The organism is Pseudomonas sp. Ps21-P2 (genome assembly GCF_039672565.1).
Taxonomy (GTDB): Bacteria; Pseudomonadota; Gammaproteobacteria; order Pseudomonadales; family Pseudomonadaceae; genus Aquipseudomonas.
This window is the reverse complement of the sequence record NZ_JBDFPL010000004.1, coordinates 408,960-421,526: the sequence shown is the minus strand read 5'-3', so window position 1 is coordinate 421,526 and position 12,567 is coordinate 408,960. Positions and strand designations below refer to the sequence as shown.

Annotated in this window: 11 protein-coding genes, 1 tRNA gene and 1 pseudogene; 4 read left to right on the top strand and 9 right to left on the bottom strand. The window is 59.6% G+C overall.

Going from position 1 to position 12,567, the window contains the following annotated elements:
• Window positions 1-72 precede the first annotated feature (72 nt).
• A complete protein-coding gene (locus tag ABEH28_RS13005) occupies window positions 73-762 on the top strand; it encodes a type 1 glutamine amidotransferase domain-containing protein (protein ID WP_346630105.1) in 690 nt (229 codons plus the stop codon).
• A gap of 282 nt (window positions 763-1,044) precedes the next feature.
• Entirely contained in the window at window positions 1,045-2,547 is a 1,503-nt protein-coding gene (locus ABEH28_RS13000; protein ID WP_346630104.1) for a M10 family metallopeptidase C-terminal domain-containing protein, read from the top strand.
• A gap of 117 nt (window positions 2,548-2,664) precedes the next feature.
• Here ABEH28_RS13000 and ABEH28_RS12995 read toward each other — a convergent pair whose 3' ends face one another.
• From ABEH28_RS12995 to ABEH28_RS12975, 5 genes and pseudogenes are all read right to left on the bottom strand, one after another.
• Window positions 2,665-4,062 carry an NAD-dependent succinate-semialdehyde dehydrogenase gene (locus ABEH28_RS12995; RefSeq protein ID WP_346630234.1) on the bottom strand — a complete coding sequence of 466 codons (1,398 nt, stop codon included), beginning with the start codon at window positions 4,060-4,062 and terminating at the stop codon, window positions 2,665-2,667.
• A gap of 105 nt (window positions 4,063-4,167) precedes the next feature.
• A complete protein-coding gene (locus ABEH28_RS12990) occupies window positions 4,168-4,977 on the bottom strand; it encodes a helix-turn-helix transcriptional regulator (RefSeq protein WP_192170869.1) in 810 nt (269 codons plus the stop codon).
• 52 nt (window positions 4,978-5,029) lie between these two features.
• Complete coding sequence (locus ABEH28_RS12985; RefSeq protein WP_346630103.1) at window positions 5,030-7,057, bottom strand: methyl-accepting chemotaxis protein; 2,028 nt, start codon at window positions 7,055-7,057, stop codon at window positions 5,030-5,032.
• A gap of 181 nt (window positions 7,058-7,238) precedes the next feature.
• A pseudogene (locus ABEH28_RS12980) lies at window positions 7,239-7,343 on the bottom strand (flavodoxin family protein); the annotation flags it as partial.
• Between the two features lie 175 nt (window positions 7,344-7,518).
• On the bottom strand, window positions 7,519-8,340 hold the full coding sequence (locus tag ABEH28_RS12975) for an NADPH-dependent oxidoreductase (protein WP_346630102.1): 822 nt from the start codon (window positions 8,338-8,340) through the stop codon (window positions 7,519-7,521).
• Between the two features lie 113 nt (window positions 8,341-8,453).
• Between ABEH28_RS12975 and ABEH28_RS12970 the strand changes: the two genes are divergently transcribed.
• A complete protein-coding gene (locus tag ABEH28_RS12970; protein ID WP_192170865.1) occupies window positions 8,454-8,768 on the top strand; it encodes a hypothetical protein in 315 nt (104 codons plus the stop codon).
• 113 nt (window positions 8,769-8,881) lie between these two features.
• Entirely contained in the window at window positions 8,882-9,982 is a 1,101-nt protein-coding gene (locus ABEH28_RS12965) for a hypothetical protein (protein ID WP_192170864.1), read from the top strand.
• 109 nt (window positions 9,983-10,091) lie between these two features.
• On the opposite strand, the gene ABEH28_RS12960 is transcribed toward ABEH28_RS12965, so the two are convergent.
• The 4 genes from ABEH28_RS12960 to ybgF all read right to left on the bottom strand — a co-directional run bounded on the left by ABEH28_RS12960 (window position 10,092) and on the right by ybgF (window position 12,566).
• Window positions 10,092-10,167 (bottom strand) — tRNA-Lys (locus ABEH28_RS12960).
• A gap of 63 nt (window positions 10,168-10,230) precedes the next feature.
• Window positions 10,231-10,905 (bottom strand): 7-cyano-7-deazaguanine synthase QueC, encoded by a 675-nt coding sequence (gene queC, locus ABEH28_RS12955; RefSeq protein ID WP_346630101.1) that lies wholly within the window; start codon window positions 10,903-10,905, stop codon window positions 10,231-10,233.
• A gap of 15 nt (window positions 10,906-10,920) precedes the next feature.
• A complete protein-coding gene (queE, locus tag ABEH28_RS12950) occupies window positions 10,921-11,568 on the bottom strand; it encodes a 7-carboxy-7-deazaguanine synthase QueE (protein WP_346630233.1) in 648 nt (215 codons plus the stop codon).
• Window positions 11,569-11,747: 179 nt separating this feature from the next.
• Window positions 11,748-12,566, bottom strand: coding sequence for a tol-pal system protein YbgF (gene ybgF, locus ABEH28_RS12945; RefSeq protein WP_346630100.1), 819 nt, complete (start codon window positions 12,564-12,566; stop codon window positions 11,748-11,750).
• Between the last annotated feature and the right edge of the window lies 1 nt (window position 12,567).

Genomic DNA, 12,567 nt, shown 5'->3' with positions numbered 1-12,567 from the left:
TAATCCAAGTAGATGACGCTTTACCTTTTGGCTGCTCGGCAGTCTCAAACCTAATCGAAAAGGAAATACCCGATGAAAGTTCTAATGGTTCTGACTTCCCACGACACCCTCGGCAACACCGGCCGTCCTACCGGCTTCTGGCTGGAAGAACTGGCCGCGCCCTACTACGCGTTCAGCGACATCAACGCCGAAATCGTCCTGGCTTCGCCACAAGGCGGTCAGCCTCCGCTGGACCCGAAGAGCAACGAGCCCGACTTCCAGACCGACCTGACCCGTCGCTTCGAGAAAGACGAAACCGCCAAAGCCCTGCTCGCCAACACCGTCCGCCTGGACAGCGTCTCCCAGGCAGATTTCGACGCCGTGTTCTACCCAGGCGGCCATGGTCCTCTGTGGGATCTGGCTGAAGACAAACACTCCGTCCAACTCATCGAATCGTTCATCGCCGCCAACAAGCCCGTCGCTGTCGTATGTCACGCCCCTGGCGTGCTGCGCCACGTGAAGAACGCCGACGGCACGCCGCTGGTCAAAGGCAAGACGGTCACCGGCTTTGCCAACAGCGAGGAAGAAGCCGTCGGCCTGACCAACGTGGTGCCTTTCCTGGTGGAAGACGAGCTGAAATCACTGGGCGGCGTCTACTCCAAAGGTCCGGACTGGGGCTCGTACGTCCTCACCGATGGTCTGCTGATCACCGGCCAGAACCCTGCTTCGTCCGGTCCTGGGGCAGACGTGTTGATCAAGGCACTGCAGAACAAATCGGCCTGATCACCGCCCGGCGCGAGGGGTGTTCGCACCCCTCGCCGCTTCTCACCTTCGCACCGAGATAACCGCCATGAACTGGTAATGAACGGATTCAACCCGACCCCAGGCCCGACTTTATGTCGGGCTTTGTCGTTTCTGGACGGATGCGAATAATCAAACAAACGCGGCTTTGACGGGTCTACCACGCCAATGGCCGGCATTGATCAACGCTCACGATGCCTGTTGTAACTGGATCTGCCGTCCACGGCGGCCGCAGGTGCCAAACCTTTTATAGCGAGAAAAAAAATGGCTCAGGCAACGAAACCAGCACTGCAGAGTGAAGCGGATGAGGCGGTTGTCGTGACGGCTCATGGCACGTATGACAGCTACGTGGGCACGGCGGATGACGACACCCTCACGGGCACCACAAAGCGGGATTTCATCTTTGGAGGCGATGGCGACGACATCCTCACCGGTCAGGGAGGGGATCCCAATCCGTTCAGCAACGCACAGGATCGCTATAACGGCGGTGCCGGCGTCGACACCCTCATCAGCCATCCTGCCTATTACTACGGCAACACCTTCGTCTACACATCAGTGACGGACAGTTACTTCGACAAACAGGGCTCGCACTCGGATCTGATCAAAAACTTCCAATCCAATGACGTACTTGACCTGACAGCGCTCGGGCTGGAGCGGGTTGGAAATGGCCACAACGGCGATCTGGCGGTCACTTACAACGCTGACGAGAACGTCACCTATGTTCGCTCGCTGGACATAAACGCCGAGGGGCAGGCATTCGAAGTCCGGCTGGAAGGCGACCACGCCGCTCAGCTCGGCACGCAGAATTTCGCCCTGCGTTACGACCTGACGGCAGAAAGCAATGGCCGCGAACATCACGAGAGCGAAAAGCAATACGTCATCAGCGGGACCGATGGCGATGACTTTTTGATCGTTCCCAAAAGCGGCAACATCGTCACAGGTGGCGGTGGCGCTGATGAGATGTACAGCGGCAATGCACGTAACACCTTCGCCTTCGAACACCTCACCGACAGCTTTGTTAACGACAGCTCGGGACACTCCAGTGTCGATTTCATCCACGACTTCCAGCTTGGCGAGGGCGACCTTCTGGACGTTTCGGCACTGGGTTTCACCGGCCTGGGCGATGGTTATAACGGCACCCTCAGTTACAGCTACGACAGCGAAGCGGGTTACGCGATTGCCCAATCCTTCGAGGCCGATGAGGACGGCAACCGTTTCGTGGTGCACCTGACACAATACGAACGGTATCCGCTCACTGGCCTGCAGGACATGGACCGTTTCACCTTTGCCGGGGACTCTGCAGCAGACCGAGCCAACCAGACGCTGACCGGCGACAACTACCGTGACGAGTTCACCAACTCGACCGCAGGCGGCATCCTTGTCGGAGGCGGTGATGATGACCTGCTGGTGGGCAATACCGGCGTCGACACCTTTCGATACGTCGAGAAGAGCGATAGCTTTCGGGGCAATTCGGACTTCATCAAAAACTTCGATGCCACACAGGACCGGATCGATGTGTCAGCGCTGGGCTACACCGGCCTGGGCGACGGCACCGATGGCACGCTGAAGTTGATCTACGACGCGGCCACGCACCGTACCTATCTGAAGGATTACGAAGCGGACGCGGACGGTCACCGATTCGAGATCAGTATCGACAAGAACGTCGCCAAGACTTTCACCGCCGATAACCTGATCGTGGCTGACGCGAACACTGCACACATCGAACTGGTGGGCCTGGCACCTGCCGACCTGCACCCGATTGGCTGAATCCAGACGCGCCATCCCAATAGGGCAGGCATGAAAAAGCCGTCGCAAATGCGACGGCTTTTTTTGCAGCAGGGGCGACTACAAACGTACGCCCATGCTGATACTGCTCACTGAATCTCAGTCGACGCTTTTTGCCCACACCGCTTGGGCATTGGTGAATTCACGCAGCCCGAAGTGGGACAGTTCGCGGCCGTAGCCACTCTTCTTGACGCCGCCCACCGGGATCCGCGCGTTCGTCGCCGGGAAACCATTGATGAACACGCCACCGGTTTCCAGACGCCGGGCGATGCGTTGCGCGCGCGGGATGTCCTGGGTCCACAGGCTGCCGCCCAGTCCATAGTCACTGGTGTTCGCCAGCACGATGGCGTCTTCGGCGTTGGCGGCAATGGTGATCGCTGCCACCGGGCCGAAAGTTTCTTCGTCGAAGGCGGCCATGCCTGGCTTCACATCAGCCAGCACGGTGGGCGCGTAGAAGTTGCCGGGGCCGTCGATCTTCTTCCCGCCCAGCAGCAACGTCGCGCCGGCGGCGATAGTGCGTTGAACCTGGCCATCCAGCTCATCGCGCAGATCAGCGCGGGCCATCGGACCGACGTTGATCGCGCTGTCCAGCGGGTCGCCGACTTTCAGTTGCTCGACCGCTGCAACGAATTGACGCGTGAATTGCTCGGCGATCGGTGCCTCCAGAATGAAGCGCTTGGCCGCCAGACAGACCTGACCGGCGTTCTGGAAACGCGCCTCGACGGCAGCTTTCACCGCAAGGTCGATATTGGCGTCGGCCAACACAATGAAAGCGTCCGAGCCGCCCAGCTCCAGCAGGCTCTTCTTGAGCGCCTTGCCCGCCGTGGCTGCCACGGCAGAACCTGCGCGCATGCTGCCCGTCAGGGTGACGGCGGCGATGCGCGGGTCTTCGATAGTGCGGGCCACGGTGTCGTTGTCAGCAATAAGGTTGGTGAACAGCCCTTTGGGAAAGCCTGCCGCCTCGTAAGCTTCTTGCAGCGCGTAAGCCGAGCCCATGACGTTCGGCGCGTGCTTGAGCATGAAGCCATTGCCCGACAGCATGATCGGCCCGGATGCACGAATCACCTGCCACAGCGGGAAGTTCCAGGGCATCACCGCCAGCACAGTGCCAATCGGCAGGAAGGACACGTGGACTTCGTCGTCGCTGCCTACATTGACGGGCTCATCGGCAAGAATCGCCGGGCCGTTGTCAGCAATCCACTCGATCGTGGCCGCGCACTTCTCCACTTCTCCACGGGCTGCCGCCAGGGTCTTGCCCATTTCAGCGGTGATCAGCGCAGCGAAGGATTCCGACCGCTCACGCAGGGTGTCTGCCAGACGGCGATAGGCCGCTACGCGCTCGCGCATCGGCGTGGCGCGCCACAGACGAAAGGCCGCAGCATTCACATCCAGCAACTGCTCGACGTCGGTCTGGGTCTGGAAGGGGTAAGTGGCGATCAGCTCGCCGGTGGCCGGGTTGCGTGACGTAGCGACGTTTGCGGCGGAGATCGGGCTCAAGTCAGACATCGTGATTACCTCGTTGACGGTCGGTGCAGCACCTATGCGCTGCGATGACCGCCACTCTAGGCAAGCCCGAAAAAGCCAGGAAGGCGTGTTGTTATCCTATGACCGTGAGTCATAGGCAGTGTGGCGGGGAATGTAGGTCACCAGCGACAGGTCCGGCCGCCCTTCAGGCGTCAGCGCGACGTAGGTGAAATCGATATGGCCGCTGATGGGATGCAGCAGACGCTTGCGGCCCTCCTCGAAACCTTTGACCTCGGTGTCCTGCCACCACTCTTTGAATTCAGGGCTCAGGGACGAGAGTTCTTCGATCAGGCTGTCGAACGGTGCCTTGTCCTGGGCCAGCGCGCGCGATGCCCGAAACGCACTGATCATGCCACGTGCCATCTGCTCCCAATCCAGAATGATGGTTCGGTACGGGATGTACAGAAACAGCAGACGGAGCGTGTTGCGCTCATGGGGCTGCAACGAACCGTAGTCGACGAACAGCTCGGCGATGGCGTCGTTCCACGCCAGGATGTCGAGCCGGGCGTTGCGCACATACGCCGGAATGGGGTTGATGGCGCGCACCAGCATTTCCAGGCCGGCCGTCACTCCGCCGCCGGTCGCAGCGACCGGCACCTCAAGTGCGGAAAGCGCATACAGGTGCGCGGACTCCACACGGTCAAGCTTGAGGACTTTGGATATCCGTTGCAGCGCGTCCGGCGAGGGCTGAATGTCGCGGCCCTGTTCAAGCCAGGTGTACCAACTGACGCTGACCCCGGCGAGCGCCGCCACTTCCTCACGGCGCAGTCCCGGGGTGCGGCGCGGCCCTTCTGGCAGGCCGAAATCATTCGGGTCGAGGCGCGCCCGTCGGCTGGACAGAAAATTGCCGAATTCGCGCCGCTGCTCTATCGAAGGTCTTTTTGCCATAACTCGCTCGTGGTCCACGTTTTGGTTGATCGCGGAAAACGGGCATCGTGGGTCAAGCTCTGGCGTGGGTCAAGCCGGTCAAGGTATCGGCGATGGCTTTGGTGCGCCGCGCCGTGCCTTCGGTGGCCTGGTTCGAGTTCTCCAGGGAGTCGAGCATTTCGCGCAGCGCGCCGACGCCGGTGGACTGGTCCTCGATCTGCTGCGCCACGCGCTGGATCTCGCTGGAGAGCAAGTCGATGTCGACGCCGATCTCGGCCGCGTTCTTACGGGTGATTTCCGCCAGCTTGCGCACTTCGTCGGCGACCACGGCAAAGCCTCGGCCCAGATCCCCTGCCCGCGCCGCTTCGATCGCAGCGTTGAGCGCCAGCAGATTGGTCTGGCCGGCGATCTGTTGAATCACCTGCACGATGGACTGGATACGCAGGCTCGATTCCGCGAGGGCTCGTGCGCCGACCACCGCTTCGTCCGCCTGGCTGACCAGCGCTACAACGGTATTGCCGGCGTTTGTCGAGACCGTGTTCTGCTGGTCGATCGTGCCGGCCAGATCGTCCATCGACAGGTGCAGCTCGCCGGAGTAGTGCTTGATCTGCGTGGACATCTCTTCCTGCTGCTGACCGGCCTGGGCAAGGACCCGACCCAGTGCGGCGAGTCCTTCGAAGACCGGAAGGACTTTGGTATCCAGCCCGCGGGTGTCCAGCGCGGTGTTGAAGTCGTTGAGCTTGAACGCCTCGATCTGCTTCACGATGACGTGATTCAAACCCACCATCTTCTTAAGCTGGCGGCGCAGGAAAAACGCCTTGAATTCGCCATAGTGCGCGATGAAATTGTCCACATACTCATCCGTGAATGACGCGCCTTTTGCCACCCGAAAGAAGAAGATCGCCGTGAGCGTCTGGTTCAGGTTCAGGCCAAGAATTTCACCAAAGGTCGAGAACCCCACCAGCGGTACGTCACCGAACAATCCGGTCATGCTGCCCAGATCCTTGCCGTTGTTGGCCCGACGCAAGATGCAGTCGTTGAGGATCGCCGCGACAGGCTGCCCGCCCTTGCCGCGCAGGAATTGCTCGTAATCCACGCGGGTGGCTTCGCGCAACGGCGTACGCTTGACCATCACCAGCTCTTCGCCGGGGGCCACGTCGCAGAACAGCTGAATGATTTGCTGTGCATGGTCGATGCGCGCGATTGATCGCACGAACAACTCGCTGCCCACCCGAATGGCGAAGGAGTAATCAGCCAGGTTCTTCTCAAGGGCGTGAGCGTCACAATCGAAGGCGTTACACAGCGCCTGGACCATGCTCATGATGTTGCCCTTGCTATCGATCACCTGGTCGATGGTGCGGTCTTCGACGGAAGCGGTCAGGACACTGAAGGTCAGCCCGGCGGGCTGGAAATTCTGACTTTTGAACACGCCGAAACGGATGTCGGCGGCGGTCTTGATGAAAACAATTTGCGCATGATTCTGATAGCTGCGCTTGCCGTCGTGGATCAGCGTCTTCTTGAAATCCGACTTGCCGCCGGCCGAGCCGCCGACAAACAGGCAGGGAAAACGCCCGGACTCGTAGAGCGCTTCCATGAAGAACGATTCGGACGCAGACAAGCCGTCGAACACCACATAGGCCAGCGTGTCGCGATGGTCGATGGCCGTGCTGACCTGCGCACGCTTGATGTTGCTGACCAGTTTTTCGATGCGCTCACGCATCTCCATGCGCTTGCCACCGCTGCGGATATCTTCGCATTCCAGCGGCACCATCACCACTTCAGCGGAGGCAATCACGCTGCGTTCGAAGAGCTGCAGAACGATGCGGTCCCATCGATCGCCGGTCGCACAATACAAACCGGTCGCACTGTTGCATAGCTCGCCGGAGGTGGTGCACAGGCTCAGCGCGCTATCGGGAAACCGCTGCTTTATGCGGGCGGCAATGTGGTCGATGTCCAGATGCGGTGAGACGAAGCCTGTCACCAGAACGGGAACTGAACGCACGCCCGCGAGGGCACGGTCCAGTTCGCCAGCGGTGCAGTTGATGCTGATCGCTTCCTGGCGGTTGGCACGGGATCGATTGAAGAGTTTGAGTGGGTTCATCGTTCGCTCACAGGAAAGGATCGCAGGGCGCATGCGTTACATACACAGAGCTTTTTTCTGTATCGGCCGCGGAAAATCCGACTTGAAGGACAGGACGTGGCGTTGGTCGGGGGGCCAACCGAAGTCGGCACAATTGCGTCAGTTTTAATCGACGTTGGTGTAATGGCTGCCAATTCGTGGGCCCCGGCGCGAGGTGCGGCTTGAGCGTGAATGCCGGGATCTCATAATCGCCGGCATTCTGTCGACGAAACGGCAGTGGCGGATTGGTGAAGGGGTTATCCAGCCGCGTCGCATTGTGGCCGGAACGCCTGCACCGCGATCCCGCCCACAGGTGGCTGCGCGACCTCATCGCTTCGACGGTCGAAACGACTTCCTGCCCGCCGCACTGACGCTGAACACTGCCTCAGTCATGCACAATCAAGGCGCGCTGACCGCATGACTGAATCCCTGGAGCCACGTTATCAACGAAGGCCAAAACCCATCCGGATCAACTGCTCAACCAAATGTTCACGGCCATGGAGGTTTGAGGTGTCACGAAGTCGGTTGACCACCTGTTCCGACCAACCGTTTGCCCTCATCCCCTCGCGCTGGTAGAAAGCCCCCAACCGCTGATCATAAGTGGCGACTGCGGCCGACTCTGGCTCCGCTGCGTAGGTTTCGTGGTGAAGCACCGCAGCCTGTGGAAGCCTCGGTTTGACCTTCGCCGGCAGTTCGATGGAGGGGTAACCGACGCAGAGGCCAAACACGGGATAAACGTGTGCAGGCAATCCAAGTTCCTTGGCTACCCCCTCGATGTCATTGCGAATGGCCCCGATGTAAACGCTTCCAAGCCCCAACGATTCGAGTGCCACTACTGCGTTCTGAGCCGCCAGTGAGGCATCTATCGTTCCGAGCAACAGGCTTTCGAGGTAGGGCAGTGCATGCAGTTCGGCGTGCTGCTGCTCGGCTACACGGGAAACGCGAGAGAGGTCGGCAAGCCATACCAGGAACAGCGGCGCTTGTCGGATGTATGCCTGGTTACCGGCAAGTGCCGAGAGACGCGCTTTGCGATCGGTGTCCCGCACCGCGACCACACTCCAGACCTGCAGGTTTGAAGAGCTGGCTGCAGACTGCGCAGCAGCAACCAGTGTTTCCATCAGCCCATCCGGCAGAGGCTCGGCGCTGAAAGCGCGAACGCTGCGATGGTCGAGCAACTGATCGATGGTATCGTTCCCGGTGGCGAGCGCCGATGCCTCGGGGTCCCCGTAGCGCGCTGCCATTCTGGATTGGTTGGTTGTGGTCATGGGTCTCTCCAAAAAAGTGACGCGAGGCTATCAAATCGATGCCACAGGCGCATGCCTTGCGCAGACGTTTTCACCCGGCCGCCCTGCTAGCCGAGCCATCAAGGGACATCCATTTGTCAGCAAAGCCTCTCAGTGCGCGTGACACCTGTCAGGTCCTGCGTGACATCGCCCTCGGCATTCGGGTGATGCGTCGGGTGGGCGGCAATGCTCAAGTCGACATCGACAGTGGCCTGATGACCGTAGAGGCTGATGGCTGGCTGATCACCTTTTACAAAGAGCACAATGCCCTGGATCACTGCGACCGCTGCCTCAGCCCCGAAGGTCGGGGCTACCTGTTTGACGCCCGCCAACGCTACGGCACTGATCCTCTTGAACTGCTGAGCACCTGGGAACGCGGTCAGCTGGAAACCCTGCTCTCCCTCATCTAACCGAACGCTCATACGCCGCGCGCCAAAAAAGGGCTCCGCCCATAGCGTGGGATGACGGAACCAAAGCGACTCAGTTGCCACTCAAGCGGTATAAAGTCCAAAGCGGGTGGCGTATGTCGACGAAAGTGAGTGGGCCTGTTGATCAGCTCTTCGGCTTGCATAATAGCGATTTTGGCTCGCCCCAAGGGCGTCTGACTGACCAGCGCCAAGCGGGCGGAGGCATCGATTTTGGTACGTCGCCCGGTGCCGGTGCGCAGTCGGTGAACTTCGGGGGACCATCGCCCCACAACAGTGACGGCCGAGTGAATGCCAGCGCGCAGGCGGCCAATCCCACTGATCAGGACCTGGCTGCATCGGTGCGTAATCTGGTCGAGCAGATCATGCAGGCGCTCGCACAATTCATGCAGCAAAACCGGAGCGACACGGGCGCGTCTTCTCAAAGCAGCGGCAGTCCGCAAGGCAAGTCGGCGGCAGTCTCCGCGCCCGCTCAGCCGGCGGCTGCCAACGCTGGGTCCCAGCAAGCAGCCGCGACGCCAAGTGCGGCCCAGCCATCATCAGCCGGGCCTCAAGTGGCATCCACACCTCCGGCGAATGCTCAGGCTGCGGCGGAGGCGACAGCTGCGCCTGCACCTGCAGACAAGAGTACCGCCGTAGGTGACGCCGCCTCCGCTGGCAGCGGGCCTTACTCGTTCAATATCACCAACACTCAAGACCATGCCATAAAGATTGGCCAGTTCGACAAAAATGAAAAGCTGGTAGGTGAATTGTCACTGGAGCCTGGGCAAAAAGGGACCATGAAGTACGAGGCAGACACGACGGGGCTGCTTAAACAGGCCGATGCGGACGGCAACTACAAGCCTGACGCGAGCCGCCTGGAGTTCTACAACGGTTTCATCAATACCAGCGACATTGATGGCCGCAACGCTGCAATTTATGCGAGCGACGGCAAAGGATTTGAAGTCGGAGACAAGCAAAGTATCGCTGACAAGGCACCTGACAGCATTACTTCCCTGGATTCTGCGGGGAACAAGACCATCGCCGGATGGTACGACGGGTCTACGGAGAAGATGAAACAGGGAGGCGATTTCCTGACCAAAGAGCTGGGCACTGGAATGACGTATCAGCATCCCAATGACGACACCCTGGGCCAGGGCAGCAACCCTATGCGCCATACGGACTCGATGTCCCTGGACGTGGTTTTCGGCAAGGCGTGAGATGGAGGCGGGGGCGTTGAGTTATTGAGTCAGCGCCGGCCGCTACTTTTTCACAGGCAAAAAAAAATCTGGAAATCCGCATTTACATGGGCCTTCCAGATTTTCGAAATGGTGGGTCGTGTGGGATTCGAACCTACGACCAATTGGTTAAAAGCCAACTGCTCTACCAACTGAGCTAACGACCCGCTTCGTTGTGGCGCGTATATTACTGATATTTCACAGTAATTCAACACCAAAGCGAAAATAAATTAAAAATAACGCGTCGGGTCCGTCACGCCAGCCGCCGCGAAGCCCTCGGCGCGCAAGCGGCAGCTGTCGCATTTTCCGCACGCACGTCCCTGCTCGTCGGCTTGATAGCAGGAAACCGTCAACCCGTAATCCACACCCAGACGCGTACCGGCTTTAACGATATCGGCCTTACTCAGCATCTGCAGCGGCGCCTGTATCGTGAAGCCCTGGCCTTCAACGCCAGCCTTGGTAGCGAGATTGGCCATGCGCTCGAACGACTCGACAAATTCCGGACGGCAGTCCGGGTAGCCGGAGTAATCCACAGCGTTGACACCGATGAAGATGTCGCGGGCACCAAGCACTTCGGCCCAGCCCAGTGCGAGAGAGAGAAAAACAGTATTGCGCGCCGGTACGTACGTCACCGGAATGCCCTCGCCCGGCGTCTCAGGCACCGCAATGCTGCTGTCAGTCAGCGCGGAACCGCCGATGCCGTTGAGATTGAGGCCGATAACCTTGTGCTCGACCACGCCCATATCGGCCGCTACACGCTCCGCCGCCTGCAACTCGGCGCGATGCCGTTGGCCGTAGTCGAAGCTCATGGTGTAGCAGCTGAAGCCATCGGCCTTGGCCATCGCCACCACAGTGGCCGAATCCAGCCCGCCGGACAGCAGGATTACCGCTCTTTTCTCAGTCATCGATTGCTCACTCATTCAGCGCCCCGGCTCGTCATTCCAGAGGATTTTATGCAACTGCAATTGCAGCCGCACCGGGAGGTTGTCGGCCACGATCCAGTCGGCCAGGTCTCTGACGTTCAGATCACGGTGGACAGGGGAAAACAGCACTTCGCCGGCGCGACGGTCCAGACCGTACTGAATGATCTTTGAAACGGCCCAGTCGTAATCTTCGCGCGAACAAATGACGAATTTGATCTGGTCGTTGGGCGTGAGCAGTTCGATATTCTCATATCGGTTGCGCGTCACTTCTTTTGAACCAGGGGTTTTCAGATCGACGACACGGCTTACGCGGGGATCGACTTTCGAGATGTCCAGCGCGCCGCTGGTTTCCAGAGAAACCTCGTAGCCCGCATCACACAGCCGTTGAAGCAAAGGAATGGCATTCGGCTGAGCCAGGGGCTCGCCGCCTGTGACGCAGACATAGCGCGGGCGATAGCTGGCAACCTGCTCCATCAACGAGTCGAGGGTCTGGATGGTTCCGCCAGTGAAGGCATATTCGCTGTCGCAATAACTGCAACGCAATGGGCAGCCGGTGAGGCGCACAAAAACGGTAGGCAAGCCTGCCGTGCGCGTTTCACCCTGCAACGAGTAGAAAACTTCGGTGATACGTAGTGTGTCTTGCATAGGGGCCACGGGCGTAACGGCTAAACAGGCCATCCGCCTCCGTCAGGCACTTCTGTACACCCTGCACACGCAGAATCCACAGAAGCGTAATCAATACCGGAATTTCGGGGGCGGAATTCTAACGAAGAAAGCCGCGCAATGCGCGGCTTTCTTGAATCAGCGGTCAGATTGACTGGCAATCAGAGACGCTGGAGGTCCCGCTGAGCCAACTGAGCGGCTGAAGTGCCTGGATACTGAGCAACGACTTGCTGAAGGATGCCCTTCACTTTATCGGTGTGGCCCAGGCGACGTTCCACGTCCGCCAGTTTGTACAGGGAATCAGGTACCTTGGCGTGCTTTGGGTAAAGCTGACTGACCTTTGCAAAGGCCTGACCGGCACCTTGCAGATCGCCCTTGGCCAGATTCACTTCGCCCAACCAGTATTGAGCATTGCCCGCGTACTGGCTGTTCGGGTATTTGCGCAGGAACGCCGCAAATGCCTGACTGGCCTTGTCGAAATCCTTCGCTTTGATCAGGTCGAAAGCAGCGTCGTAATAGAGCTTTTCTTTCGCTGGGTCACCGGGTTCGCTGCTGGCCTGTGGCGCTTGAGCGGCGGGTGTCACGGGGGCTCCGCCGGCATTGGTGCCGCCGTCGGAAGCAGAATTGTTGGCAGCTGATGGGGCCGATGCGCCGCCAGCTCCGATACGGGAGTCGAGATCTTTGTAGCGATCCAGCGCTTCCTGCTTCATCTGCTGGATGTCGTTTTGCTGGACCTCCACTATTCCGCGCAAGCGCGAAATTTCGTCCTGCATTTGCTGCAACTGCATGAACAGCTGACCTTGCGCCGAAGGTGCGGTCGTAGCCGCACCTCCGGCGTAGGCGCCAGACGTACCATAACCCGATGGCGGATAACTGCTACCAGCAGAGCCAGAGTTGTCATCGACCACAGGAACCGCACCCATCGCTGCGAGAGGAAGGGTGAGAGCCAAAACGGTTAAAGCACGTCGGCACGTTCGCATG